Source organism: Bradyrhizobium sp. 179, assembly GCF_023073535.1.
In the GTDB taxonomy this organism is placed as follows: domain Bacteria; phylum Pseudomonadota; class Alphaproteobacteria; order Rhizobiales; family Xanthobacteraceae; genus Bradyrhizobium.
Genome location: NZ_JADPJR010000072.1, coordinates 20,528 through 44,982, shown reverse-complemented (window position 1 = coordinate 44,982; position 24,455 = coordinate 20,528). Strand labels below are relative to the sequence as shown.

Annotated in this window: 23 protein-coding genes; 13 read left to right on the top strand and 10 right to left on the bottom strand. The window is 65.0% G+C overall.

Annotated elements, in window-relative coordinates; all coding sequences use genetic code 11:
- Nucleotides 1–14: 14 nt before the first annotated feature.
- Nucleotides 15–506, bottom strand: a complete 492-nt coding sequence (locus tag IVB12_RS17920; protein WP_247300892.1) for a DciA family protein — start codon at nucleotides 504–506, stop codon at nucleotides 15–17.
- Between the two features lie 161 nt (nucleotides 507–667).
- Here IVB12_RS17920 and mutY point away from each other — a divergent pair, with 161 nt between their 5' ends.
- Nucleotides 668–1,768: an A/G-specific adenine glycosylase gene (gene mutY, locus IVB12_RS17915; protein WP_247300976.1), complete on the top strand. Its 1,101-nt coding sequence runs from the start codon at nucleotides 668–670 to the stop codon at nucleotides 1,766–1,768.
- 67 nt (nucleotides 1,769–1,835) lie between these two features.
- A complete protein-coding gene (locus tag IVB12_RS17910) occupies nucleotides 1,836–2,255 on the top strand; it encodes a PaaI family thioesterase (RefSeq protein WP_247300891.1) in 420 nt (139 codons plus the stop codon).
- A 263-nt stretch (nucleotides 2,256–2,518) separates the two neighbouring features.
- On the opposite strand, the gene IVB12_RS17905 is transcribed toward IVB12_RS17910, so the two are convergent.
- On the bottom strand, nucleotides 2,519–3,799 hold the full coding sequence (locus tag IVB12_RS17905) for a flavin-dependent oxidoreductase (protein WP_247300890.1): 1,281 nt from the start codon (nucleotides 3,797–3,799) through the stop codon (nucleotides 2,519–2,521).
- Between the two features lie 128 nt (nucleotides 3,800–3,927).
- Between IVB12_RS17905 and IVB12_RS17900 the strand changes: the two genes are divergently transcribed.
- Nucleotides 3,928–4,548 (top strand): glutathione S-transferase N-terminal domain-containing protein, encoded by a 621-nt coding sequence (locus tag IVB12_RS17900; RefSeq protein WP_247300889.1) that lies wholly within the window; start codon nucleotides 3,928–3,930, stop codon nucleotides 4,546–4,548.
- Nucleotides 4,549–4,637: 89 nt separating this feature from the next.
- On the opposite strand, the gene IVB12_RS17895 is transcribed toward IVB12_RS17900, so the two are convergent.
- Nucleotides 4,638–5,561, bottom strand: a complete 924-nt coding sequence (locus IVB12_RS17895; RefSeq protein ID WP_247300888.1) for a LysR family transcriptional regulator — start codon at nucleotides 5,559–5,561, stop codon at nucleotides 4,638–4,640.
- A 91-nt stretch (nucleotides 5,562–5,652) separates the two neighbouring features.
- Between IVB12_RS17895 and IVB12_RS17890 the strand changes: the two genes are divergently transcribed.
- The 3 genes from IVB12_RS17890 to IVB12_RS17885 all read left to right on the top strand — a co-directional run bounded on the left by IVB12_RS17890 (nucleotide 5,653) and on the right by IVB12_RS17885 (nucleotide 8,603).
- Nucleotides 5,653–6,096: a nuclear transport factor 2 family protein gene (locus IVB12_RS17890; RefSeq protein ID WP_247300887.1), complete on the top strand. Its 444-nt coding sequence runs from the start codon at nucleotides 5,653–5,655 to the stop codon at nucleotides 6,094–6,096.
- An 86-nt stretch (nucleotides 6,097–6,182) separates the two neighbouring features.
- On the top strand, nucleotides 6,183–6,317 hold the full coding sequence (locus IVB12_RS38185) for a DUF1127 domain-containing protein (RefSeq protein ID WP_247355494.1): 135 nt from the start codon (nucleotides 6,183–6,185) through the stop codon (nucleotides 6,315–6,317).
- Between the two features lie 276 nt (nucleotides 6,318–6,593).
- Nucleotides 6,594–8,603 (top strand): HAMP domain-containing methyl-accepting chemotaxis protein, encoded by a 2,010-nt coding sequence (locus IVB12_RS17885; protein WP_247300886.1) that lies wholly within the window; start codon nucleotides 6,594–6,596, stop codon nucleotides 8,601–8,603.
- Between the two features lie 52 nt (nucleotides 8,604–8,655).
- Here the strand turns inward: IVB12_RS17885 and IVB12_RS17880 are convergent, their stop codons facing one another.
- The 3 genes from IVB12_RS17880 to IVB12_RS17870 form a co-directional block, all read right to left on the bottom strand.
- Nucleotides 8,656–9,336, bottom strand: a complete 681-nt coding sequence (locus tag IVB12_RS17880) for a glutathione S-transferase family protein (protein ID WP_247300885.1) — start codon at nucleotides 9,334–9,336, stop codon at nucleotides 8,656–8,658.
- Nucleotides 9,337–9,466: 130 nt separating this feature from the next.
- The gene (locus tag IVB12_RS17875) at nucleotides 9,467–9,604 is read right to left on the bottom strand and encodes a hypothetical protein (RefSeq protein ID WP_247300884.1); all 138 of its coding nucleotides are present in this window, start codon (nucleotides 9,602–9,604) and stop codon (nucleotides 9,467–9,469) included.
- A 379-nt stretch (nucleotides 9,605–9,983) separates the two neighbouring features.
- Nucleotides 9,984–11,114: a site-specific DNA-methyltransferase gene (locus IVB12_RS17870; protein ID WP_276576803.1), complete on the bottom strand. Its 1,131-nt coding sequence runs from the start codon at nucleotides 11,112–11,114 to the stop codon at nucleotides 9,984–9,986.
- Between the two features lie 419 nt (nucleotides 11,115–11,533).
- Here IVB12_RS17870 and IVB12_RS17865 point away from each other — a divergent pair, with 419 nt between their 5' ends.
- Both IVB12_RS17865 and moaB read left to right on the top strand, forming a co-directional pair.
- Complete coding sequence (locus IVB12_RS17865; RefSeq protein ID WP_247279644.1) at nucleotides 11,534–12,472, top strand: neutral zinc metallopeptidase; 939 nt, start codon at nucleotides 11,534–11,536, stop codon at nucleotides 12,470–12,472.
- Nucleotides 12,473–12,579: 107 nt separating this feature from the next.
- A complete protein-coding gene (moaB, locus tag IVB12_RS17860) occupies nucleotides 12,580–13,143 on the top strand; it encodes a molybdenum cofactor biosynthesis protein B (RefSeq protein ID WP_247300882.1) in 564 nt (187 codons plus the stop codon).
- Between the two features lie 186 nt (nucleotides 13,144–13,329).
- Here moaB and IVB12_RS17855 read toward each other — a convergent pair whose 3' ends face one another.
- Entirely contained in the window at nucleotides 13,330–14,259 is a 930-nt protein-coding gene (locus IVB12_RS17855) for a helix-turn-helix domain-containing GNAT family N-acetyltransferase (RefSeq protein ID WP_247300881.1), read from the bottom strand.
- A gap of 62 nt (nucleotides 14,260–14,321) precedes the next feature.
- On the bottom strand, nucleotides 14,322–14,897 hold the full coding sequence (locus IVB12_RS17850) for a glycosyl transferase (RefSeq protein ID WP_247300880.1): 576 nt from the start codon (nucleotides 14,895–14,897) through the stop codon (nucleotides 14,322–14,324).
- A 323-nt stretch (nucleotides 14,898–15,220) separates the two neighbouring features.
- Here IVB12_RS17850 and IVB12_RS17845 point away from each other — a divergent pair, with 323 nt between their 5' ends.
- Nucleotides 15,221–16,060 (top strand): RMD1 family protein, encoded by an 840-nt coding sequence (locus tag IVB12_RS17845; RefSeq protein WP_247300879.1) that lies wholly within the window; start codon nucleotides 15,221–15,223, stop codon nucleotides 16,058–16,060.
- 249 nt (nucleotides 16,061–16,309) lie between these two features.
- Here IVB12_RS17845 and IVB12_RS17840 read toward each other — a convergent pair whose 3' ends face one another.
- A complete protein-coding gene (locus IVB12_RS17840; protein ID WP_247300878.1) occupies nucleotides 16,310–17,506 on the bottom strand; it encodes an acetate/propionate family kinase in 1,197 nt (398 codons plus the stop codon).
- A 4-nt stretch (nucleotides 17,507–17,510) separates the two neighbouring features.
- A complete protein-coding gene (locus IVB12_RS17835; RefSeq protein ID WP_247300877.1) occupies nucleotides 17,511–19,925 on the bottom strand; it encodes a phosphoketolase family protein in 2,415 nt (804 codons plus the stop codon).
- Nucleotides 19,926–20,133: 208 nt separating this feature from the next.
- On the opposite strand from IVB12_RS17835, the gene IVB12_RS17830 reads away from it, so the two are divergent.
- The 4 genes from IVB12_RS17830 (at nucleotide 20,134) to IVB12_RS17815 (ending at nucleotide 24,412) form a co-directional block, all read left to right on the top strand.
- Complete coding sequence (locus IVB12_RS17830) at nucleotides 20,134–21,309, top strand: PA0069 family radical SAM protein (protein ID WP_247300876.1); 1,176 nt, start codon at nucleotides 20,134–20,136, stop codon at nucleotides 21,307–21,309.
- A gap of 23 nt (nucleotides 21,310–21,332) precedes the next feature.
- The gene (locus tag IVB12_RS17825; RefSeq protein WP_247300875.1) at nucleotides 21,333–21,788 is read left to right on the top strand and encodes a VOC family protein; all 456 of its coding nucleotides are present in this window, start codon (nucleotides 21,333–21,335) and stop codon (nucleotides 21,786–21,788) included.
- Nucleotides 21,789–21,865: 77 nt separating this feature from the next.
- Entirely contained in the window at nucleotides 21,866–22,762 is an 897-nt protein-coding gene (locus IVB12_RS17820) for a ribonuclease HII (protein WP_247300874.1), read from the top strand.
- A gap of 141 nt (nucleotides 22,763–22,903) precedes the next feature.
- Nucleotides 22,904–24,412, top strand: a complete 1,509-nt coding sequence (locus IVB12_RS17815; protein WP_247300873.1) for a glycosyltransferase family 39 protein — start codon at nucleotides 22,904–22,906, stop codon at nucleotides 24,410–24,412.
- The last annotated feature ends 43 nt before the right edge of the window (nucleotides 24,413–24,455 follow it).

Genomic DNA, 24,455 nt, shown 5'->3' with positions numbered 1-24,455 from the left:
CTAGGGAATGAGGCTCAATTTCGCTTGATGGCGGCTCCGAGCCGCGCCAGCGCCGTCTTGAGCTGTTCATCTTCGATGTCGCCCAAGCTCTCCGCCACCTTGGCCACCGATTTGGGATCGGGCGGGCCCGGCCGAGCCGGCCGCCGGGTACGCGACAGCGGGGCCTGACGGAAGGCCAGCTTGCCGACCGCGCTCCAGCCGAAGAAGCGGTTGACCCGTTCCAGGATCACGTCGGCGGAGTGCTGGATCTCCAGCGCCATCGGCCCCTCGACCCGCAGCACCAGCGTCGCCGGCTCCTGCGGCTGGCCCTCCACCGGCCTCGGCCATTGCATCTTCAGCGGCTCGGCGTGGGCCGCGATCTCCGGCCCCGCAATCTGCGCCCACCGCGTCACCAGCTCGCGCGCCGCAAAGCCCTGCTTGGCATACGCCTCGGCGAAGACGTCGTTCAGCAGGAGCGAAAGCGGCTTTGCGCTGATAGGGCCGGGTTTGGGCGGGAATTTGGACATGGCGACCTTATAGCACTGTGCCCGACGCGCCAGGAACTGCTACCGTCATGGCCGGGCTTTCTTCCGGCCAGCCACGCCTTGCCGCGAAGAAAGACGTGGATGCCCGCGGCAAGCGCGGGCGGGACATGGAGAGACCGGCCCCACATCGTTACAGTGCGAGCATGCCCTCCAAATCGGCCCGCAAGACGAAATCGGAACCAATCCAACCGGAACATCTGGCTCGTCCTCTGGCGCTCCTTCATTGGTATGACCGCCACCGCCGCCGTCTGCCTTGGCGCGCGGCGCCCGGCGAGGCATCAGACCCTTACCGCGTCTGGCTGTCGGAGATCATGCTCCAGCAGACCACGGTGAAGGCAGTCGGGCCCTATTTCGAGAAATTCGTGACGCGCTGGCCGGACGTCACGGCGCTCGGCCGGGCTTCGCTCGACGACGTGCTGCGGATGTGGGCCGGGCTCGGTTACTATTCGCGCGCGCGCAACCTCCACGCCTGCGCGGTCGCGGTCACGCGCGAGCATGGCGGCGTCTTTCCCGACACCGAGGAGGGCCTGCGTGCGCTGCCAGGAATCGGCCCGTACACAGCAGCTGCGATTGCGGCGATCGCATTCGACCGCCGCACCATGCCGGTCGACGGCAATATCGAGCGCGTGGTCTCGCGCCTGTTCGCCGTCGAGCAGGAGCTGCCGCAGGCCAAGCCGCTGATCCAGCAACTGGCGACGACGCTGCTCGCAGACGCTCGCGCCGGCGACAGCGCACAGGCGCTGATGGACCTCGGTGCCTCGATCTGCACGCCGAAGAAGCCGGCCTGCTCGCTGTGTCCGCTCAACGAGGATTGCGTCGCACGTGCGCTGGGGACGCAGGAAACATTTCCGCGCAAGGCGCCGAAGAAGAGCGGAACGTTGCGGCGCGGTGCCGCCTTCGTCGTCACCCGCGGCGATGAACTGCTCGTCCGCAGCCGACGGGAAAAGGGCCTGCTCGGCGGCATGACCGAGGTGCCGTGCTCGGATTGGCTCGCCGGCCAGGACGATACAACCGCGAAGCAGCAGGCGCCGGAGCTGAAAGGGCTGACGCGCTGGCAGCGCAAGATGGGCGTCGTCACCCACGTCTTCACGCATTTTCCGCTGGAGCTGGTGGTCTACACGGCGGAGGTGGAAGCCCGCACGCGCGCGCCCGAGGGCATGCGGTGGGTGCCGATCGCCACGCTTACCGGCGAAGCGCTGCCCAACGTCATGCGCAAGGTCATCGCGCATGGATTGGATCTCTAGCGCCCAGTCTGCTGACATCATGCTGGCAGCAGGCCTGCGTTATCCCCGTTCGGCAACGGAGGTTCGCATGGTCAAGACTGCGCTCGATAACTTTCGAAAGCCGCCCTGCGCCGAGCTATTGGGCTGGCGCCTGCTCGATGCCCGCCCGCAGGAGGGCTGGATCAAGCTCGGTTTCGAGGGCAAGCCGGAGTTCTGCAATCCAGCAGGTTTCATTCAGGGCGGCATGCTCTCGGCCATGCTCGACGACACGATGGGCCCCGCCGTGCTGGTGATGAGCGAGGGCCGGCTCTACACCACCACCATCAGCATGACCGTGAATTTTCTGTCGCCGGCAAAGCCCGGCCCGATCCTCGGCGAGGCCCGGGTGACGCAGCTCGGTAAGACCATCGCCTTCGTCGAAGGCAAGCTGATGGCCGAGGACGGCACGGTGCTGGCGGCGGCAAGTGCGACCGAGCGGCTGCTGGAGGCGGCGAGGGTGGTGCGGTAAGGCGGTAGCCACGCGCTCCACTTCCCTTCTCCCCTTGTGGGAGAAGGTGGCATAGGCCGCCTCCGGCGGCCGTGCTTAAAAGACGCCGAAGCGAAGCTTCGGCTTTGGCGCCGGATGAGGGGTTCTATCCGCGAGCTCTAACAGCGAGATGAGTGCGCCGAGACAGACCCCTCACCCAAGTGAGACCGTGTCTACCAGCGGAACTGCCCTCTCCCACAAGGGGCGAGGGCACAGTAACATGCGTCTCGCCTCGAGCGAGAGCGTCACGCTCCGATCCGCTTCGCGTCTTTGCTCACGATCGCCGGCTTGGCATTCAACGCCTCGACCTGGAAACCCGCGACCCGCTTGTAGTTGGCGGCGATGTCTTCCAGCTCCTGTTGCGACAGCACGTCGGTGACGACCTCAAAGCCCTCGGGCGCGCGCTCCTCGACCAACTGCATCACCTGCTCGGGGCCGTTCTTGCGGTTGAGCAGGACGAGGTCGGTGGTCGCGGGCCTGCGCTCGGCCTCATAGGCGAGCAGCGCTGCCTGCGTCGGTCCATGCGCCAGGACTTCACGGGTGATGACGCGGGCATCGAGGATCGCCTGCGAGGCGCCATTCGATCCGATCGGATACATGGGATGTGCGGCATCGCCCATCAGCGTGACAGGGCCGAACGACCATTGCGACACCGGATCACGGTCGACCAGCGGATATTCGTAGGCGTGCGGGCAGTTCTTGATCAGGCCGGGCACGTCGAGCCAGTCGAACCGCCAGCTCTCGAACCAGGGCAGAAACTCCTCCAGCCGCGCCGTGCGGTTATAGTCCTCGCGGCGCCATTGATAGGTCGGCGGCATGTGGCGCTCGGCGACCCAGTTGATGAGGTGATTGCCCGCCGCATCCGGCTCTTTCGAGATCGGGTAGCAGACGAATTTCAGGATCTCGTGGCCGGCCATGATCATGGTGCGGCCGGTGAGGAAGGCCTTCGCCGGCGTGACGCCCCGCCAGAGGATGCGGCCGTTCCAGATCGGCGGGCCTTCGTTCGGATAGAGCTTTTCGCGCGCGGCGGAATGGATGCCATCGGCGGCGATTAGGATCGCGCCGTCGTAGCTGCCTGCGGCTTTGCCGGTCGCCCTGTCGATGAAGTCGGCGCGCACGCCACCCGCCGTCTCGGTCCAGCCGGTCAGATGATGGCTGGTGAGAATGTTCTCGCGGCCGAGCCGCTCGACCGCAGTGTCGAGCAGGAGCTGCTGGAGCGTACCGCGATGGATCGAGAATTGCGGCCATTTGTAGCCGGCCTCCAGCCCGCGCGGCTCGCTCCAGATCGGCTTACCATGCTTGGAGAAATAGGCGAGCTCGCGGGTGCGCACGCCGCTGGCGTCGAGCTTTTCCATCAGTCCGAGCTCGATCAGCTCGCGCACCGCATGCGGCAGCACGTTGATGCCGACGCCGAGCGGCTTCAATTCCGCGACGCTCTCGAACACTTTTACGGGAACGCCGATTCCGTGCAGGCTGAGCGCGAGCGTCAGCCCGCCGATGCCGCCACCGGCGATGAGTACAGTCATGACAAACCCCCTCCTGTTGCCGGCGTCTTGGCACAGGCGGGCGGCGGTGGGCAACTGCGAAGAGGGTATCGTGCTATGGACGTGGGGGCCGGCAGCCGTTAGTTTCCAGCTTTCCCATGAGGTCCGACATGCTCAAGCTCTACTACGCCACCGGCACCTGCGCGCTCGCCACCTACATCACCCTGGAGGAGGCTGGTGCCGACTACACGGCCGAACGGCTGAGCTTCAAGGATAACCAGCAGAACAGCCCGGACTATCTCGCGATCAATCCGAAGGGCCGCGTGCCGGCGCTTCTGACTGATCGCGGCGTCCTGACCGAGACGCCGGCGATGCTGGCCTACATCGCGCAGACCTTCCCCAAGGCGAAGCTCGCGCCGCTCGACGATCCATTCGACTTCGCCCAGGTGCAGTCGTTCAACTCCTATCTCTGCTCGACCGTACACATCAACCATGCCCACAAGATGCGCGGCCCGCGCTGGGCGACGCAGGAGAGCTCGTTCGCCGACATGAAGGCGATGGTCCCGAAGACCATGGGTGCCTCCTTCTCACTGATCGAGCAGAAGATGTTTCGGGGTCCGTGGGTGATGGGCGAGCAGTACACGATCTGCGATCCCTATCTCTACACCCTCTCGACCTGGCTCGAAGGCGACAGCGTCGACATCAACGCGACGCCGAAGATCGCGGATCACTTCAAGCGCATGTCCGACCGCCCTGCCGTGCGCAAGGTGATGGAGGCGCAGAAGGCGTAAGCGGCCTTGTTGGGTGGGCAAAGGCGCGAAGTGCCGTGCCCAGCCATTTCCAAGCCGCGAGACGGTGGGCACCTTCGCTTTGCCGACCCCTACGGGAGCTTGCGCTTGGCTTTCTCCAGCTCCCGTCCCGTGTCCAGCATCAGCCGCCGCAGCCAGACCGATCCCGGATCCATCTGCGCGCGGGTCGGATAGAACATGAACTGCTCGTCGATGCCGGGGTCGAGCGGCGGCGTCACCGTGACGAGGCCGAGCTGGCTCGACAGCGCCGCGATCAACCGGCGCGGCACGAAGGCGACGAGGTCGGTGCGGGCGGCGACGTGCAGGGCTTCGAGGTATCCAGGCACGACCAGCGAGACGTCCCGCTCGATGCCTTTGCTGCGCAGCCAGGTATCGATCAGATCCTCGCTCTGGCCGCGGATGATCACGCCGACATGACGCGCAGCTAGGAACGCCTCGCGGCGCTTCAGCTTCGCCCCCATGGGATGGCCGCGCCGCACCGCCAGCGCATCGCTGTCGGTGTAAAGCAGCTGGCGGTGAAATCCCTTGAAGGCGTTGCCGATCGAGATCACGAGATCGATGGTGCGGGCGAACTCGGCGTGGAAGATCGCAGGTCCCCGCCATGGCACGATTTCGATGCGGACGTTGGGCGCAAGGCGTGTCACCTTCTCCATCAACGGCGGCATCAACAGCTCGACCGCCAAGTCCGGCATCATCAGGCGAAATTGCCGTTCGCTACGCGCCGCGTCGAAGTCCTCAGGCACGAACAACCCACGCACCTGGTCGAGCGCGTGGGCCAGCGGTGCGCGGAGCGCCTCGGCCCGTGGCGTCAGCTCCATGCGCGCGCCGGTACGCACCAAAAGCGGATCGCCAAAGATGTCACGCAGGCGCTGGAGCGCATGGCTCGCCGCCGGTTGCGACAGGCCGATCCGAAGTGCGGCGCGGCTGACATTGGCCTCGCGCAGCAATGCATCGAGAGCGGTCAGGAGGTTGAGATCAAGCGAATTCAAATTCATGAGGTGAATAGATATCATATTAGCTATCGATTTGAAGAATTGTGTTCGGACGGCGATGATCTTCCCGATGTCACCACAAGGAGATGCCGCCATGAGCGCGAGCGCCAACAAGAAACTGATGCAGGATATCTTTGCCGCCGCCGCAAACCCTGATCCCGCTGCGCGCGACCGCGTGCTGTTCGCCGCGAGCCTTGCCGACGACGCCAAATGGGTCGTGACCGGGCAATATTCCTGGTCGCGCACCTTCGCGGGCAAGGAGGCGATCCTCAACGATCTGCACGGCTATGTCCGCACCCGCCTGCGTGACCGCACGCGCACGGTCGCCCACCGCTTCATTGCCGATGGCGATATCGTCGTGGTGGAAGCCAAGGGCGACAACGTCACGCCCGAAGGCGTCCGTTACGACAACGATTATTGTCTCGTGTTTCGCCTGGAGAACGGCAAGATCAAGGAGATCCGGGAATATTGCGACTCGGTCCTGACCGAGAAGGCGCTCGGTCCTTTTCCGCAAGCGGGCAGGAGGGCAGCGAGCTGAATGGATCGAGCCGCGTCACCTCCGCCGGCCGATCTCGTCCGCCAGAGCCGATAACGATCGTGCAGACCTGGCAGACGCTGGTCGAAATGGCCCGCCTCAGGCGCGAGCGGTCTCAGGCACGGTGTCAGCTCGCCGCCATGACCGAACGGGAGCTTCAGGACTGTGGGATAACCCGGGCAGAGATCGCCTACGAGCTGAAGAAGGCTGTCCGGCGGAAATAGAGAGAGCGGGTCCAGGGCATCCCATGCAGCGATCTGCAAGTCGGTGCGGGACGCACGCCAGAACCTTGCGCAACTGCCGACAAAATCAGCAGGTTTCGTCGGCGTTGCCGCGGCGCTGCGTGAAAAATTGGAAGGTTCAATTAACGAGTGTCCCCCATTGTGTCGCGGTGCAGCGTGAGTCGCAAAGACGCGACGCGCGGCTGCCGGGGTGGCCCGTGACGATCGCCGGAATTGTTCGGCCGCTCGAAGTGAAATGCATCTGGGTGGACAGTGGGAATGCCGAAGTTTCGTTTGCGGATCAGGGGACGCCTGTACGCAGGCTTCATGGCCCTTGTGGCGGTCGGTCTGGTGATGACGGTGGTCGCCGTCTGGAATTTGCGGGCGGTGCAGGATCAGGTCGCAAGACAATCCGCGCTCTCGGACAGCACGGCGCGGGTGCTGGAGATATCGGCCCATCTTCAGGCGATTCAGCGCGCCAATCTGCGTTACGTCTACGACGCCAACGAGCCGGCGATGAAAGAGGCGCAAGAGCGGGAGACCGCGGCGACCGAGCTGTTGCAGGTCGGGGCGAAAGGAACGCGCTCGGAGGAGCGGCGAGCGCTCTACAACGGCCTCATCGACGACATCGCCAAAATGCGACGGCTGCGTGACAATCTCGGAGACGCCGTCAACGAGGCAAGAACGGGCAAGGCGACGCTGCTGCCGAGCGGGGAGGAACTGGCCGTCAAAATGGGCAAGCTGGTCGATGCGGCGCGCGCCTCGGCCGACGAGGACACCGCAGCCCTGGTCGCCGACCTCGAATCCAGAATCCTCCTTGTCCGGGTCGCAAACTGGCGTTTTCTGGCAGTGCGTGACGCGCAGGGGCCGGCGAATTTCAGGGCGAGCGTGGACAGGGCAGCGCAACGGCTCGCCGCGATCGAGAAAAGTCCACAGGCGACGGACTTGCGCGCCACGCTTGCGCCGGTGAAGACCTCGCTCGGAATCTACAAATCCGCGTTCGAGACGACATCGGCCGCGATGCTTCAGGCCGACGAGATCTATCACAAGAGTCTCGCGCCCCTCATCGTCGACAGTATCGCCAGGCTCAAGGCCGCGGAAGCGACGCTGAAGAAAGACTATCAGGAATCGCGTAACCATGCCGAAGCTGTGATCGCCGGCACGACGGCCATTCAGGAGATCGCCGGCGGCCTCGCCATCCTGTTCGGCGGCATCGTCGCCTTCCTGATCGCCCGCAGCATCGTCGGGCCCCTGACCTCGATGACGCGCGCGATGGGCCGGCTGGCCGGCGGCAATCTCGATGTCGACATTCCCGGGAGCGGCAAGGCGGACGAGATCGGCGACATGGCCAAAGCGATCCAGGTATTCAAGGACAACATGATCGACACCGAGCGCATGCGCACCGAGCAGGTCGAACTCGAGGCGCGTCAGGCCGAAAACCGCAAGAGAGATATGGTCAGGCTTGCCGACCAGTTCGAGCGGGCCGTCGGCGAGATCGTCAACACCGTGTCATCGGCGTCGAACGAGCTGGAAGCGTCCGCCGGCACGCTGACCACGACCGCCTCGCGCGCCCAGGATCTGTCGACTGAAGTGGCATCCGCATCGCAGGAAGCCACCGCCAACGTGCAGGCGGTCGCCTCCGCCACCGAGGAGCTGTCCTCGTCGGTCAGCGAGATCGCACGCCAGGTGCAGGAATCCGCCCGCATCGCGGGCGAGGCCGTGGGTCAGGCGAGCAGGACCAATGACCGTGTCGGCGAGCTCTCCAAGGCGGCCGCCCGGATCGGCGATGTCGTCGAGCTGATCAGCACGATCGCCGGGCAAACCAATCTCCTCGCACTCAACGCCACCATAGAGGCGGCGCGCGCGGGCGAGGCCGGCCGCGGCTTTGCCGTCGTCGCCTCCGAGGTCAAGGCGCTCGCGGAGCAGACGGCGAGGGCGACCGGCGAGATCGGCCAGCAGATTGCCAACATCCAAGGCGCCACCGAGCAATCGGTCGGCGCCATCAGGGAGATCAGCGGCACCATCGAGCGGCTGTCGGAGATTTCCTCGGCGGTCGCCGCCGCCGTGGAAGAGCAGGGCGCCGCCACGCAGGAAATCTCCCGCAACGTGCAGCAGGCCGCGCACGGGACCCAGCGCGTCTCGATCAATATCGGTGACGTGCAGCGCGGGGCGTCCGAGACCGGCTCGGCCTCATCGCAGGTGCTCTCGGCGGCGCGCTCGCTGTCGGCGGACAGCAACCGCTTGAAGGTCGAGGTCGCCAGGTTCCTGAACTCGGTCCACGCCGCCTGAGTCGCAAAAGGCCACGCGCATGTGCGTGGCCTCGTGGACCGGCGCGGCGCGATCAGGCCACTTTCGCCGTCATGTGCTTGAACATGTTGGCGCGGGCCTCGTCGTCCATCTCGGCCTTGAAGGTGAACTTGTCCTTCAACGCGATGGCACGCGCAGCCGCGGGGCGCGCCGAGATCTCGTCCACGAGGCGTTTCACGTTCGGGTATCGCGCAAACGCGTCGTCGCCGAGCTTGAACGGCACCATTCGGGCCCAGCCCCAAAGCGCCATGTCGACGATCGAATAGTCGTCGCCGACCATGTAGCGGCGGCCTTTGAGGTGACCGTCGAGAATCTTGTAGTGGCGATCGGTCTCGTACTGGTAGCGGTTGTGGGCGTAGTCGTGGTTCTGGTCCTTCGGCGCAAAATGCTTGAAGTGCACGGCCTGGCCCGAATAGGGGCCGACACCGGTCGCCACGAACATCAGCCAGGACAGGAGTTCGGCGCGATTGGCGGGCAGGAATTTGCCGGTCTTCTCGGCGAGATAGAGCAGGATGGCATTCGAATCGAACACGATGGTGCCATTGTCATCGATCGCCGGCACCTTGCCGTTCGGATTGATCTTGAGAAATTCCGGCGTGAATTGCTCGCCTTTGCGGGTGTCGATCGCAACCGGCTCGAAGGGCAGGCCGGACTCTTCGAGATAAAGCGCGACCTTGGTCGGGTTCGGCGACCCGTTGAAATAGAATTTGAGCATCGATCATCTCCCCAGGGGTTCGTTGCCGAGAGCGGCGCTGCATCATTGCCGCGAGGCCGCTTTGTCTGACCCGAACCATGCGGATGCGCAACCGGCGAGTTTGCCGGGCGGTATCTGCGCGCGGCGCAGATCAGCCGGCGTAACAAAGACCGATCGCCGCCGTAATGACCATCGCCGCGCCGACCGCTTCCAGGCGCAGCCCGAGCTTGGTCGCGAGATGCATGTCGGAGGCCCCGCGCCTTGCGCTCCGATCCGCGCGCGTAGCCATGCACGATGATATCGTGGTTGAAGTTGTCGTGGGCCTCGTTGCTGCTGGCAAGCCCGACGCAGACCACGAGCACTCCGAACAGGGCGAGGCCAAAAAATCCCAAGAGCGCGATCAGGAACATCGGAAACATGCCGAGCAGGAAGATCGGCAGCAGCGGCACCAGCAGCAATGTCTCGGACTGTCGTCGCATGGGATCCGGACCAGGACGGGGTGCGATGTGCTGATCCTAGTCCTGACGGCGGGCGCGTTCAACTACGCTCGTCGTTCCGGGGCGCGCGAAGCGCGGGCCGGGAATCCATCGTCAACGGGGGCACGGGGGCCAATGGATTCCGGGTTCGCGCCAAGAGGCGCGCTCCGGAATGACCATCGAGAGGGGAAACTACTCCGCCGCCATGCCGGCGCGGATCTCGGCGCGGAGCTCGTCGATCAGCTTGAGGCCCTTCTTGGTCTCGACGTGCCAGTAAGTCCAGCCGTTGCACGCGGCCGAGCCTTGCGCCACGGCGCCGATGCGGTGGATCGAGCCGACCTTGTCCCCTAACATGATTGCGCCGTCGGCACGCACGAGAGCGCCGAGCTTCTTCTTGGCGTCGAACAGCTTCGTGCCGGGCATGATCATGCCGCGCTCGATCAGCTCGGAGAACGCCACCCGCGGCGCTTCGCGCGCGGTCATGAACGGGGCCAGGCTCTCTTCCGGCAGCGGCTCGACGGCCGCGATGCGGGCTTCGGCCGCCTTCGCATAGGTCTTGTCGCGTTCGAACCCGATATAGGAGCGGCCGAGACGTTTTGCGACCGCGCCGGTGGTGCCGGTGCCGTTGAAGGGATCGATCACGAGATCGCCGGGCCTGGAGGAGGACAGCAGCACACGCGCGAGCAGGCCTTCCGGCTTCTGCGTCGGATGAACTTTCTTGCCGTCGGCGCCCTTGAGGCGCTCCTCGCCGGTGCAGAGCGGAATCAGCCAGTCGGAACGCGCCTGCACGTCCTCGTTCGCGGCTTTCAGGGCCTCGTAGTTGAACGTGTAGCCCTTGGCCTTCTCGTCGCGCGCGGCCCAGATCATGGTCTCGTGCGCGTTGGTGAAACGGCGGCCGCGGAAATTCGGCATCGGGTTGGTCTTGCGCCAGACGATGTCGTTGAGGAGCCAGAAGCCGAGATCCTGCATGATGGCGCCGACACGGAAGATGTTGTGGTAGGAGCCGATCACCCAGATCGTCGCCGACGGCTTCATCGCGCGGCGGGCGGCAAGCAGCCAGGCGCGGGTGAAATCGTCATAGGCGGAGAACGAATCGAACTTGTCCCAGTCGTCGTCGACGGCATCGACATGGGATTCGTCAGGGCGCTTGAGATCGCCCTTGAGTTGAAGATTGTAGGGCGGATCGGCAAACACGAGGTCGACCGAACCGGCCTGAAGCTTCGACATCTCGGCGACGCAATCACCGAGAATGATACGATGCGAAGGGGACTCAAAATTTGTGCGGGGCGCCCTTGCAGACGCCCCGCGACGCGACTCTACCATGACTCAAGAACTCTGACTCAGGCGACGCTGTCGGCGACGCGGGACCAAACAACCGACTGACCGTTACATTGAAGCGGCAAAGTAAAAATCGACTTAACCCGCCGCTTTCGTGAGCAGCCTCCGCATCGCGAATTGCGTGCGGGACGTCGCGCGCATTCCCCCTGTTTTATAGTGCAATTCGTGCTTCTTCGCGTCGCGGAAGCAGTCGAGGCTCCAGGAAGGCTCCAAATTTCTCTCGGAAAAAGTTGCTCGAGCCTCGGAAAAATTTGCTGGCATCGGCATGGTGTCGCACTAGGCAATTTTTGCCGGCCACGATATTGATAAAAGCAACGGAAATTTTACGTGTGTGGCGCGTTGAGCTTCAGCAGTCATCCGCGCCGCCGAATTCGAATCAGGGACCCCCAGGGGGAAAAGCCGCCATGCGTTACGACGACTTCCGCCGAAGCGACGACATCGAGGATCGTCGCGACGAGGGTGGTGGCTTTGGCGGCGGAGGAGGCGGGTTCGGGCTGCCGATGGGCGGCGGCGGGCTTGGTATCGGCACCATCATCATCCTCGGCTTGGTCGGCTATGCCTTCGGCATCGACCCGCGCATCCTGATCGGCGGCGCCGAGATCCTCACCGGCGGCGGCCATGCACCGACCTACCAGACCGACCGCCAGGCGTCCTCCGGCAAGCGCGGCGCGCCGACCGACGAGATGGGCAGCATGATCTCCGGCATCCTCGGCGAGATCGACGATCGGTGGAGCGAGATCTTCCAGGCCTCCGGCCAGTCCTACACCGGCCCGAAGATCGTGCTGTTCCGCAATGCCACCAATGGCGGCCGCTGCGGCATGGCGCAATCGGCGATGGGGCCGTTCTATTGCCCGCCGGATCGCACCATCTTCCTCGACACCGGCTTCTTCCGCGAGGTCGAGACGCGCTTCCGCGGCTGCTCCGGCAAGTCCGCCTGTAACTTCACGACCGCCTACATCATTGCGCACGAGGCCGGCCATCACATCCAGAACCTGCTCGGCATCATTCCGCGCGTGACGCGGCTGCAGCAACAGGCTGGCAGCAAGGCCGAGGCGAACGCGCTTCAGGTGAAGGTGGAATTGCAGGCCGACTGCCTGTCCGGCGTCTGGGTCAACCGCGAGGCCAAGAAGCGTCCGAACTTCCTCGAGCCCGGCGACATCGACGCCGCGCTGACCACGGCGAGCGCGATCGGCGACGATACGCTCCAGCGCCAGGCGACGGGCCGCGTCGTGCCAGATTCCTTCACCCACGGCTCGGCGGCCCAACGCAAGCAGTGGTTCATGACCGGCTACCAGCAGGGCACGGTGCAGGCCTGCAACACGTTCGGTGCCGGCGCGTTGTAAGCCGTCATTCCGGGGCGCGCGTAGCGCGAACCCGGAATCCAGAAGTTGCGGCGCGAGGTTCCGGGTTCTCGCTCCGCGAGCCCCGGAACGACGAGCGAGAGTGAAGAATGGCCTCAATCGACGAGACAAAGCAGTTCATCCCGCTCAACATCGCGGTGCTCACCGTGTCCGACACGCGCGCCCTCGCCGACGACAAGTCGGGGCAGACGCTGGCCGACCGTCTCACCGCCGCCGGCCATCAGCTCGCCGCGCGCGAGATCGTCACCGACGACATCGAGGCGATCCGCGCCGTGATCCGCCGCTGGATTGCGGATGCCGGCATAGACGTCGTCATCACCACCGGCGGCACCGGCTTCACCGGGCGCGACGTCACGCCGGAGGCGATCGAGCCGTTGTTCGAGAAGCGCATGGACGGTTTCTCCATCGCATTCCACATGCTGAGCCATGCCAAGATCGGCGCGTCGACGATCCAGAGCCGCGCCACTGCGGGCGTTGCGGGGGCGACCTACATCTTCTGCCTGCCCGGCTCCCCTGGCGCCTGCCGCGACGGCTGGGACGGCATCCTTGCCGCCCAGCTCGACTACCGCACGCGGCCCTGCAATTTTGTCGAGATCATGCCGCGGTTGGACGAGCACTTGCGCCGGCCGAAAGCGCAAGGCGCGACGGTGTAGCCATACTTTCTTCCCTTCTCCCCTTGTGGGAGAAGGTGGCGCGAAGCGCCGGATGAGGGGTATCTTTCCGCACGGCTGCCCAGGGAGATACCGCTCACCCAAGCGAGCCCGTGTCTGACAGTTGACATGCCCTCTCCCGCAAGTGGCGAGGGCACATTTATGCGCACCTCGCTTGCTGCAAGAGCGTTATAGATCCAGCTCCCACGTCTCGCCGACCAGATCGGCACCGAAGCTGTGGTGCTTCTCTTCCTTCACGAGCTTGAAGCCTGCACTTTGATAGATGCTCCGCGCGGCCACGAGGATGCTCTGCGTCCACAGTGTCATCTTGCTATAGCCCCTCTCGCGTGCGCCTTGGATGCATTGTTCGACCAGCGCGCGGCCGACGCCGAGCCCCCGCGCCTTCTTCTCCACCTGCAACAGGCGCAGCTTGGCGATCTCGTCCGTGGCCTTGACCAGAAAGATCGAGCCGACCGGCTCGCCGCCGACTTCCGCGATCCAGCAGTGCTCGCGCGCGGCGTCGTAGTTCTTGATGAACTCTGCGCAGATCTCGGCGACCAGCGCCTCGTAGCTGATGTCCCAATTATAGTCCGCGGCATAGGCGGCGGCCTGTCGGGAGATGACCCAGCCCATGTCACCGACGCGATGGCTGCGCAGCATGAAAGGCGCGGGCTGGCTTCGACGTTGCTCCAGCACGGCCTCAATGGTCGCCATGGCCTGCGTGAGACGCGTTGCATCGCTGGCGGAAAGCTGAGCCAGCATTGCGGCGACCTCATTTTGCGAGCTCAGGTTCAGCTTGGCGAAGGCCTGGCGGCCCTTGGCGGTGAGGCTGAGCTGGTATTGCCTGCGATCTGCGGGCAGGGGCCTTCGCGTGATCAGCCCCTTTTCATCGAAGCTTTGTATGATGCGGCTGAGATAGCCGGGGTCGAGACCAAGCTCGTTTCCGATCTCTTTGGCCGCCAGGTCGTCGCGATGCGCGAGCTCATAGAGTACCCGGGCCTCGCTGAGCGAAAATGGGCTTTTTCCAAGGTGCTGGTCGAGCACACCAAGCTTGCGGGTATAGAAGCGGTTGAAGGCGCGGACCGCTGCAATGTGGTCGTCGGTAGCGGCAATTGACATGGGTCACCTCGATACTTGCCATTGTCAAACAATTATTTGACTTTGACAAGTATCGGGCGGCTTCAGCCGACCATGACGATCCGGCTGCGCAGCATGGTCCGGGACGAGCGGCCGAGCCGCCGGAGCAGCCGGGCCTCGGAACGGCGGGCCTGCGGCGAGTAGCCGCCGATCCGGTCGTAGTGATCACGTGCGATTAAAAGCCCCTGATCGCCGAGCGGCCCCACGAGCTTGCGCGCCGCGGCGTGGAAAATGTCGCGGAGCCCGGTGTTGGCGTAGGGCGAGCGCGCATAGCGAAACACCGCCGCGCGATCGCGGCCGCTGCTCGAGACGGCCTGGATGAACTGGGTGGTCTCCTCGATCCAGCCGGTTTCCAGCACCGCGCCAGCGGGGAGGAACATCAGCCATGGCGACCGGGCCTGGAGGGCGCCGGCGGCGCGCGCGGCGCCTTGCGAAGATCCCTCGAAGCCGATGAAGCGGCAACCTGCGACATCGGCGACGCGCTCGATGACACCGTTGCCGGTGCCATCGACCAGGAGCACTTCCCGGATGACGCCGGCCGCGGCGCCGGGGACGAGCGCGGCCAGCGTTGCGACTGCCGTCTGCTCGACGCCTTCGGTCGGGATGATGACGCTCAGCATGATTGAAGCTTCAATATCTGCACTTCGGAAGAAGCGTAGCTGTTCATGATGTTGTCATAAACACGTGGCGTTGCCGAGTGCAACTTTTCGGCGGGGTTTCGGCATGCAATTGGTAAACCCGCCATCGCCCAAATGTGTCGCGTGCGCGATGGTATTATTGTTGAATGTTTCGGCACAAGCTCATCCGGACCGTATCAACCCGGAGCGATATTGCGCGGCGCAGGGCAGTTCGCAATCGTCCAGTTGAGGATCGGCTGCAACCAGCCGCCGAACGGGAAAGATGTGCGACTTGGGTGCCGATTGGGTGGTGACGGAGGCTTCGCATGAACGCCGATCAACTCGCTGTCAACGCGACGGCAGCAACGCCGAAGCAGGACGCCGCGCCGACCCTGCGGGTTCGCGCCCTGATGCTGGGCGACCGCATCAATGCCTCCGGCCTCGAGATCGGCACGCTGGTGTCCTCGACGCCGGCCGCCTTTCGCGTCCATGCCGGGCTTGTCGTGATCTTCCGCTATGGCGTCGTGGTGCTGATCGGACTTCTGCCCTCCGAGGAGAAGGTGCTGATCGACAGCCTGAAGCCGCGGGTGATCGGCGAGTTCAGTCCGTATGAGGAAGAGACCGCGCAGGCGCAGCTCTGCAAGGACGAGAATGCCGAGGCGATCCAGCCCGGCGGGCCGATCTGCCTCGCCAAATTCTCCGACGACCGGCTGCTCCTGATCGCGGATGCGCTCGCCAAGAGCACGTCGCTGGCCCGCGACGAGCGGCGCGTCGCCGCGGTCTTCGACGTGATCGAGCCGTTTGCGCGGGAGCTCGCCGAGCGCGGCCGTACACCGCGCCGGCGCAAAGGTATATTACGGCTGATCGGCAACGCGCTTCTCGTCCAGCAGCGTGTCGCGGGCCGTGTTGCCGTCGCGGAAAAACCCGACGTGCTCTGGGAGAAGCCCGAGCTCGACCGGCTCTACGCCCGTCTCGAGGACGAGTATGAGCTGAAGGAGCGCCTCGACACGCTCGAGCGCAAGCTCACGGCGGTGTCGGAGACCGCCAACGCGCTGACCGACATCATCGACACCCAGCGCTCGCTCCGCCTCGAGATCGCGGTGGTGGTGCTGATCGTGATCGAGGTCGCGATCGGGTGCTTCCAGATCTGGTCGGGGACGCATTAGAAAGGAGAGCGAGATGCGCGTGACTGCTGCGCCCTCTCTCCTTGTGGGCAGCGCCGCTGGTCGGCACAAGCTCACTTGCAAACTCACTTGGGTGAGAGGTTCTCCCCACGCTCGCCGGTGCGTTGTGATGCGCTGCTTTACCGCATTCTTCGTCATTGCGAGCGAAGCGAAACAATCCAGTGTCCCGCCGAAGAGCCAGTCTGGATTGCTTCGCTTCGCTCGCAATGACGGATTGACGGCCATCAAAGGCTAATCCGATGCGCCCTCTATTATCTGCAGCACCGTCGCGCAGTGCCGCGCGATCGTTAGTTCCTCATTCGTTGGAATGATGAACACCTCAATAGCGCTATCGCCCCGGCTGATGCGCTCGCGCGCGGCATCATTTGCAGCGGCATCGATCCGCATGCCGAGCCAGGCGAGGCGTTCACTAATTGCGAACCGGATTTCCTTCGCATGCTCGCCTATGCCGCCCGTGAAGATCAGGCAGTCCAACCCTCCAAGCGTAGTCGCCAGCATGACGATCTGCTGCGTCGCGCGGAGTACGAAGAGATCGACCGCCTCCCGCGCTGCGGCCTCGCTGCTCGCCAGCAGCGTGCGCATGTCCGCGGAGATGCCGGAGACGCCGAGCAGGCCTGACTCGTGATAGAGCAAATCTTGGAGGTCGTCGACCGGCATGTTCTCGTGCTGTTGCAGATAGAGCAGCACGCCGGGATCGATCGTGCCGCAGCGCGTTCCCATCACGAGGCCGTCGAGCGGCGTCAGCCCCATCGTGGTGTCGATACTGCGGCCATCGTGCAGCGCGCACAGGCTCGCGCCATTGCCGAGATGGGCGATGACGGTGCGCTTTGCGGCGAGCTGCGGCGCGATTGCCGCGAGGCGCCCCGCGACATATTCGAAGGAGAGGCCGTGAAAGCCATAGCGCCGCACGCCGCGCTCCTCATAGCGCCTCGGAATGGCGAAGCGGCGCGCGGGCGGCGACAGGCTGTGGTGGAAGGCGGTGTCGAAACAGGCGATCTGCGTCAGAGCGGGGCGGGTCGCCTGGATGATGCGGATCGGCTCCAGGCAACGCGGCTGGTGCAGCGGGGCCAGCGGGGTCAGCGCCTCCAGCTTGGCATAGACGTCGTCCGTTAGCGCGACGGGGCCGGAGTAGTCCGGCCCGCCGTGGACGATGCGGTGGCCGATGGCGCGCAGGCGATGCTCGCGGAAATGCTGGTCTACGAAGGTCAGCACGTCGGCGAACAGATGACCGCTGTCCGTATCCGACGCGTCCCTTCGCGTCTCGAACAGCTTCTCGCCCGCCGGGCGCTTCAGCACGAGGCGGGGCGTTGCCTCGTACTCGTCGAGCAAGCCGTTGCAGAGCAGGGCGGGGCCGGACGCCGGCAGCTCGAACAGCCCGAACTTGATGCTCGACGATCCGGAGTTGAGCACAAGGACAGTGTCCGACATGGCTTCAGTCGCCGGCTTCGGCTGGCGTGTTGCCGCCGGCGCTGTTCGGCCAGACCCAGTCGCGGACCTCAGGCATGTCCTCGCCATGCTCGCGGACGTAGCGGGAATGTTCGATCAGCTTGTCGCGGAACTGTTGCTTGACCTGCGCAGCCCTGGTCGCAAGCCCCGGCACGCGCTCGATCGCCTCGATCGCGAGATGGTAGCGGTCGAGCCCGTTGAGCACGACCATGTCGAACGGCGTCGTCGTGGTGCCTTCCTCGGCAAATCCGCGCACATGCATGCCGGTATGATTGGTGCGGTTATAAGTCAGCCGGTGAATGAGATAAGGATAGCCGTGATAGGCGAAGATCACCGGCTTGTCCGATGTGAACAGGCTGTCGAAGTCGCGGTCGGAGAGGCCGTGCGGATGCTGCGCCCGAGGTTGCAGCGTCATGAGGTCGACGACGTTGACGACGCGGATCTTCAACTCGGGCAGCGCCTTGCGCAGCAGGTCGACGGCGGCGAGCGTCTCCAGTGTCGGCACGTCGCCCGCGCAGGCCATCACGACGTCGGGCTCTGCGTTTGCCTCCTCCGTGCCCGCCCAGCTCCAGATGCCGATGCCGGCGTCGCAATGCGTAGCCGCCTCCTGCATCGACAGCCATTGCGGCGCCGGCTGCTTGCCCGCGACAATGACGTTGATGCGGTTGTAGGTGCGCAGGCAATGATCGACGATCCACAACAGCGTGTTGGTATCAGGCGGGAAATAGATGCGGACGATGTCAGCCTTCTTGTTGGCGACGAGATCGACGAAACCAGGATCCTGATGGCTAAAGCCGTTGTGATCCTGGCGCCAGACATGCGAGGTCAAGAGATAGTTGAGCGAGGCGATCGGGCGGCGCCATGGCAGATCGCGCGTCACCTTCAGCCATTTGGCGTGCTGGTTGAACATGGAATCGACGATGTGGATGAAGGCCTCGTAGCAGGAGAAGAAGCCGTGCCTGCCGGTGAGCAGATAGCCTTCGAGCCAGCCTTGACAGAGATGCTCGCTCAGGACCTCCATCACGCGGCCGTCCTGCGCGAGATGCACGTCGTAAGGTTCGGTTGGCTCCATCCAGACGCGTTCGGTTGCCTCGAACACCGCGTCTAACCGGTTTGATGCCGTCTCGTCCGGGCCCATGATGCGGAAATTGCGCGCCTCGGCGTTCAGGCGAACGACGTCGCGCAGAAATTTGCCGAGCTCGCGTGTGGCTTCCGCCACGACACCGCCGGGCTGCGGTACCTCGACAGCGAAGCTGCGGAAGTCCGGCAGCTTCAGCTCCTTCTTCAACAGCCCGCCATTGGCATGCGGATTGGTGCCCATTCGCCGCTGGCCTTCGGGCGCGAGCGCCTGAAGCTCGGGAATCAGCGCTCCGCTGGGGTCGAACAGCTTGTCCGGCTCATAGCTGCGCATCCAGTCTTCGAGCACCTTCAGATGCGCCGGATTCTCGCGGCAGCTCGCAACGGGCACCTGATGCGCGCGCCAAAAACCTTCGACCTTCTTGCCGTCAACCTCCTTCGGGCCGGTCCAGCCCTTGGGACTGCGCAGCACGATCATCGGCCAGCGCGGTCGCTCGACGCCTTTGCGCCCGTCGCGGGCGTGCTGCTGGATCGAGCGGATGCTGACGAGCGCGACGTCTAGCGCATCCGCCATGGCCTGGTGCATCAATTTGGGATCGTCGCCTTCGACGAACAGCGGCTCATGGCCGAGCCCGCGGAAGAGCTCGCGGATCTCTTCGTTGCGCATCCGCCCGAGCACAGTGGGGTTGGCGATCTTGTAGCCGTTGAGGTGCAGGATCGGCAGCACCGCGCCGTCATGGGCGGGGTTCAAGAACTTGTTCGAGTGCCACGACGCCGCTAGCGGGCCGGTTTCGGCCTCGCCGTCGCCGACGACGCAGGCGACGATGAGGTCGGGATTGTCGAATGCCGCGCCATAGGCGTGCACCAGCGCATAGCCGAGCTCGCCGCCCTCGTGGATCGAGCCCGGCGTTTCCGGCGCCGCGTGGCTCGGAATGCCGCCTGGGAAGGAGAACTGCCTGAACAGCTTGCGCAATCCCTCAGTATCGCGCGCGATGTCGGGATAGATCTCGCTGTAGCTGCCTTCCAGATAGGTGTTGGCAACCATGCCCGGGCCGCCATGGCCGGGACCGCAGACGTAGATCACGTTGAGGTCGAGCGCACGGATGACCCGATTGAGATGGGCATAGATGAAGTTCAAGCCGGGCGTCGTGCCCCAATGGCCGAGCAGGCGCGGCTTGATGTGCTCGGGTCGCAGCGGCTCGCGCAGCAGCGGATTGTCGAGGAGATAAATTTGCCCGACGGAGAGGTAGTTGGCGGCACGCCAGTAGCGATCGAGGAGATCGAGTTCGCTGCTCGCGGCGCGCAGTTGTCGTTGATTTGTCATGTTCTTGCCGACCTTCACCCAGCGATCGTCACCAACATTGTTCCGGCGCGATTGATCCCTTCGCCATGAAACGGGATCGCCGCCCGCCGGTGTTGCGTCAGGTCAAGGGCGCGCGCCCGAAGTTTGGGCAGCGCTACTGTGCATGGGGTTGTTTTCGCGTTTTTGCTCTTGTTCTTGATTTGTTCCGGGCGCATGCTATGTTGGCTTCATGAGTCGAGCATCTTCTCGTGCCCTCAAGCACCCGCCGGTTACGGCGCCCTCCGAGCCGGCGGGTGCGCCTTCTGATTTTCCTGCCGATTTTCCCGAGCTTGGCGTTGCCATCGACCGCGCACGCAGGCGAGGGCGGGGCGCCCAGTCCAACGCGAGCGGCCGTTACGAGGCCGAGGCCCGCGTCGCCTTCGACGATGGCTGGCAGAGCCTGGAGGAACTGCCTCCGTTCAAGACCACGGTCGGGATCGATACCTCGCGCAAGGTGATCACCCGCAACGATTCCCCCGACATCGGTTTCGACCGCTCGATCAATCCCTATCGCGGCTGCGAGCACGGCTGCGTCTATTGCTTCGCGCGGCCGACGCACGCCTATCTCGGCCTGTCTCCCGGGCTCGACTTCGAGTCAAAACTGTTTGCCAAACCCGAGGCGCCGGCGCTGCTCGAGAAGGAGCTCGCTGCCAGCGGCTACGAGCCGCGGATGATCGCGATCGGCACCAACACCGATCCCTATCAGCCGATCGAGCGCGAGCGAAAGATCATGCGAGGCATCCTAGAGGTGCTGGAGCGCGCCGGGCATCCCGTCGGCATCGTCACCAAATCGGCGCTGGTGGTGCGCGATATCGACATTCTCGCGCGGATGGCCAAGCGTAACCTCGCCAAGGTCGCGATCTCGGTTACCTCGCTCGATCCGAAGCTCGCGCGCACCATGGAGCCGCGGGCGGCGACGCCACCGAAGCGACTGGAAGCGCTCAAGCAGCTCTCGGAGGCGGGCATTCCGACGACGGTGATGGTCGCGCCCGTGATCCCCGCGCTGAACGATTCCGAGATCGAGCGCATTCTTGATGCCGCAGCCCATGCCGGCGTCAAGGAAGCCTCCTACGTGCTGCTGCGGCTGCCGCTCGAGGTCCGCGATCTGTTCCGCGAATGGCTGATGGCGAATTATCCAGACCGCTACCGCCACGTCTTCACGCTGATCCGCGACATGCGCGGCGGCCGCGACTACGATGCGAAATGGGGCGAGCGGATGAAGGGGACCGGCCCGATGGCCTGGACCATCGGCCGTCGCTTCGAGATCGCCTGCGACCGGCTCGGCCTCAACAAGCGGCGCTCCAAGCTGACCACCGATCACTTCGCGCGGCCGAAGCGGAACGGCGATCAGCTCAGCCTGTTGTGATCGCGAAGTGGACGAGGCGTAGCATGAGTGAGGAAGCCACCGTGCCGGTGCCGCGGCTGACCGTCGTCACGCTCGGTGTCAGCGACATCCGCGCCAGCATCGCCTTTTACGAGGCGCTCGGTTTCTCGCGCCTGCTCAAGGCGACCGGTGAGGCGGTCGCATTCTACGACACCGGTGGTCCGGTGCTCGCCTTGTATCCCTGGGATCAGCTCGCCGCCGACGCCGGGTTGCCGGACAATCCAAGACCGCCGGCATTTCGTGGGATGACGCTCGCCTGGAACTGCCGGACGCGCGAGGAGGTCGATACGGTGCTGGCTTTCGCTGTCGACAAGGGTGCAGCGCTGCTGAAAGCGGCGCACGAGACCGGTTACGGCGGCTATTCCGGCTATTTCACCGATCCCGATGGCCACCCCTGGGAAGTCGTGATCGCACCCGGCATCGAGGTGGGCGAGGACCGACGGGTGCATTTGGCGGAATAGGGCGGCCCACCTGAATAACGGGAATTGTCTCGGGTTCCAGGTTGCGCTGGCGAAGCCGCTTGCGCACGATCCCCACCATGATTCGGGACAAGTCCGCCAAGAAGCCGGCCAAAGACACGCCTAAAAAAGACGGTGCGAAGAAAGCTGCGCCTGCCAACACGTCGGAAGGCAAGGCGTCGCAAGCCAAGGCTCCGCAAGCCAAGGCGTCGGAGGTTCAGGCTTTAACCGGCAAAAGCGCCGGCCGGAAAGGCATCATTGCCGTGGCCCCGCCGAGCTTCCGTCGTGAGCGCGCGCTGATCAAGCGCGGCGTCTGGCCGGTCGCAGGCTGCGACGAGGCCGGTCGCGGACCGCTCGCCGGCCCCGTGGTGGCGGCGGCGGTGATCCTTGATCCCGACCGCATTCCCCGTGGCATCGATGATTCCAAGCGCCTGACGGCCGAGGAGCGCGAAAAACTGTTCGACAAGATCTGCGCCACCGCGCAGGTCTCGGTCGCGGTGGCTTCGCCCGCGCGGATCGACCGCGACAACATCCTGCGTGCTTCGCTATGGGCGCTGAAGCGCGCGGTGGTGGCGCTGCCCGAGGCGCCGCGCCACGTCTTCGTCGACGGCCGCGACCAGCTCGATACGGAATGCGACTGCGAGGCCGTGATCGGTGGTGACGGCATCGTGCTGTCGATCGCGGCCGCCTCCATCGTTGCCAAGGTGACGCGGGACCGGCTGATGTGCGCGCTGGCGCAGGACTGCCCCGGCTACGGCTTCGAGCAGCACAAGGGCTACGCTGTCCCCGAGCATCTCGACGCGCTGGATCGCCTCGGCCCCTCCATCCACCACCGCAGCTTCTTCGCCCCCGTCGCCGCCGCCCGCGCCAAGCACATGCCCTGGACCGTCGAGCCGGCGCAGGATCTGTTCTCTGTCGCGGAGGTCGAGGTGCAGGTGGAAGCCCAAATCGAGATCGACGCGTCTGCGAATCTCTAGGTTTCCTCCGCAGCTTCCCCCATCCGTCAAGCCCGGCATGACGACTTGCGGCGGTTGCCACGACGCGCAGCGCCCTTTATCAAAACAGGTGTGAGCGAACAGGGCCGGCTGGACGGGTTGGCTGCATCTTTCGGACGTTGCATGCGGTTTACCTCCCTGGTCATCGAGCTCATTCGCGCCCGGCCGCGGCTGATCGTGTGGATCGCCGTGCTGCTCCAGGCGGCGATGTGGCTGTTCGTGGCGCTGGTGTTCTACCGCAGCCCGCCCGGCAGTCTGGCGACGCTGCTGGCCTTCGGCCGCGAGTACCAGGTCGGCACCGATCTCGGCCCGCCGCTGCCGGTCTGGCTCGCCGACATGGCCTATCGCGTCGCCGGCGGTCACATGTTCGGCGTGTATGTGCTCGCTGAGCTCTGCGAGATCGCGACCTTCATCGCGCTCTTTCATCTGTCTCGTGCCGTCGTCGGCTCACAGCAGGCGGTGCTGGCCGTGCTGCTGACCATGACCGTGCTGGCCTTCTCCTCGTCCGCGCTCGACTTCGGACCCTTGGTGCTGGCACGGCCGCTCTGGGCGCTGCTGCTGCTGCACTCCTGGCAGATCATCGGCCAGCGCCGCAGCAATGCCTGGTTCGCCTGGTCGATCGAGGCCGGCCTGTTGTTGCTCACGACGCCCGCCGCGATCTTCCTCCTCCTCCTGATCGTCGTCTTCGCGATTTCGACCGCGGGCGGCCGCAGGGCGCTGCGCGGGCTCGATCCGCTATTCGCGCTGATCGTCGTCGCCGTGCTGGCGCTGCCCTATGCGATGTGGCTGATGCGCGCCGAGACATTGACGATGCCGGCCTTGCCGCAACTTTCGGAGCTCAACGCCGGCGTCCTGCACGCAGCCTGGCTGCTCGGCGGGCTCGTGCTTGGGGCGGCGGCGATTCCGGCGCTGATCTTCCTCAACACCGGGATGTTCGCCGGCAAGGGCGAGGAGCCGCCGATCATCTATCGCCCGCCGGTCGAGCCGCTCGCGAGCAACTTCGTCTATTTCTTCGCGCTGGCGCCGCCACTCGGCGCGGTGCTGATCTCCGGCCTGCTCGGGCTCGAATCCGTCGTCGGCGGCGCCGGTGTCATGCTGGTCATGTCCGGGCTTGCCGTGATGGTCGCCGCAGGGGATCTCATCGCGATGCGCCGCGCGCGGATGCTGCGCATGGTCTGGGCCGCCGCAATCATCGCGCCCGCCATCGGCGTCGTGCTCGCCGTCCTGATCATGCCTTGGACCGGCACCGGCGAGATCGCAACCTCGATGCCGGCGCGCGCGATCTCGGATTTCTTCGACGAGAGCTTCGCCCGCCGCACCAATCATCGCCTGCGCGCGGTCGCCGGCGAGACCCAGCTTGCGAGCCTGATCGCGCTGCATTCCGGCCGGCCGCACCTCTTCATCGACGCCGATCCTGCGCGCACGCCGTGGATGAATCAGGCCAAGTTCAGCGAGACCGGCGGCGTCGTGGTCTGGCGCGCCTCCGACACCGCCGGCACCCCGCCGCCGGAGATCCTCAAACGATTTCCCAACATCGTCCCGGAAGTCCCGCGCGCCTTCGAATGGCTGGTAACCGGCCGCCAGCAGCTTTTGCGCATCGGCTGGGCCATCGTGCGGCCGAAGGGGGCGTAGGTCAGTGTCATTCCGGGGCGCGGCGAAGCCGCGAGCCGGGAAT

Excerpts from the sequence above, each read along its gene's own strand:
- IVB12_RS17855 (WP_247300881.1), bottom strand. The coding sequence starts at position 14,259 with ATGTCAATTGCCGCTACCGACGACCACATTGCAGCGGTCCGCGCCTTC.
- IVB12_RS17845 (WP_247300879.1), top strand. The coding sequence starts at position 15,221 with ATGAACGCCGATCAACTCGCTGTCAACGCGACGGCAGCAACGCCGAAG.
- IVB12_RS38185 (WP_247355494.1), top strand. The coding sequence starts at position 6,183 with ATGGCCCGCCTCAGGCGCGAGCGGTCTCAGGCACGGTGTCAGCTCGCC.
- IVB12_RS17830 (WP_247300876.1), top strand. The coding sequence starts at position 20,134 with ATGAGTCGAGCATCTTCTCGTGCCCTCAAGCACCCGCCGGTTACGGCG.
- IVB12_RS17895 (WP_247300888.1), bottom strand. The coding sequence starts at position 5,561 with ATGAATTTGAATTCGCTTGATCTCAACCTCCTGACCGCTCTCGATGCA.
- IVB12_RS17815 (WP_247300873.1), top strand. The coding sequence starts at position 22,904 with ATGCGGTTTACCTCCCTGGTCATCGAGCTCATTCGCGCCCGGCCGCGG.
- IVB12_RS17880 (WP_247300885.1), bottom strand. The coding sequence starts at position 9,336 with ATGCTCAAATTCTATTTCAACGGGTCGCCGAACCCGACCAAGGTCGCG.
- IVB12_RS17870 (WP_276576803.1), bottom strand. The coding sequence starts at position 11,114 with ATGGTAGAGTCGCGTCGCGGGGCGTCTGCAAGGGCGCCCCGCACAAAT.
- moaB (WP_247300882.1), top strand. The coding sequence starts at position 12,580 with ATGGCCTCAATCGACGAGACAAAGCAGTTCATCCCGCTCAACATCGCG.
- IVB12_RS17910 (WP_247300891.1), top strand. The coding sequence starts at position 1,836 with ATGGTCAAGACTGCGCTCGATAACTTTCGAAAGCCGCCCTGCGCCGAG.
- IVB12_RS17885 (WP_247300886.1), top strand. The coding sequence starts at position 6,594 with ATGCCGAAGTTTCGTTTGCGGATCAGGGGACGCCTGTACGCAGGCTTC.
- IVB12_RS17850 (WP_247300880.1), bottom strand. The coding sequence starts at position 14,897 with ATGCTGAGCGTCATCATCCCGACCGAAGGCGTCGAGCAGACGGCAGTC.
- IVB12_RS17900 (WP_247300889.1), top strand. The coding sequence starts at position 3,928 with ATGCTCAAGCTCTACTACGCCACCGGCACCTGCGCGCTCGCCACCTAC.
- IVB12_RS17820 (WP_247300874.1), top strand. The coding sequence starts at position 21,866 with ATGATTCGGGACAAGTCCGCCAAGAAGCCGGCCAAAGACACGCCTAAA.
- IVB12_RS17865 (WP_247279644.1), top strand. The coding sequence starts at position 11,534 with ATGCGTTACGACGACTTCCGCCGAAGCGACGACATCGAGGATCGTCGC.
- mutY (WP_247300976.1), top strand. The coding sequence starts at position 668 with ATGCCCTCCAAATCGGCCCGCAAGACGAAATCGGAACCAATCCAACCG.
- IVB12_RS17825 (WP_247300875.1), top strand. The coding sequence starts at position 21,333 with ATGAGTGAGGAAGCCACCGTGCCGGTGCCGCGGCTGACCGTCGTCACG.
- IVB12_RS17920 (WP_247300892.1), bottom strand. The coding sequence starts at position 506 with ATGTCCAAATTCCCGCCCAAACCCGGCCCTATCAGCGCAAAGCCGCTT.
- IVB12_RS17840 (WP_247300878.1), bottom strand. The coding sequence starts at position 17,506 with ATGTCGGACACTGTCCTTGTGCTCAACTCCGGATCGTCGAGCATCAAG.
- IVB12_RS17875 (WP_247300884.1), bottom strand. The coding sequence starts at position 9,604 with ATGGCTACGCGCGCGGATCGGAGCGCAAGGCGCGGGGCCTCCGACATG.
- IVB12_RS17890 (WP_247300887.1), top strand. The coding sequence starts at position 5,653 with ATGAGCGCGAGCGCCAACAAGAAACTGATGCAGGATATCTTTGCCGCC.
- IVB12_RS17905 (WP_247300890.1), bottom strand. The coding sequence starts at position 3,799 with ATGACTGTACTCATCGCCGGTGGCGGCATCGGCGGGCTGACGCTCGCG.
- IVB12_RS17835 (WP_247300877.1), bottom strand. The coding sequence starts at position 19,925 with ATGACAAATCAACGACAACTGCGCGCCGCGAGCAGCGAACTCGATCTC.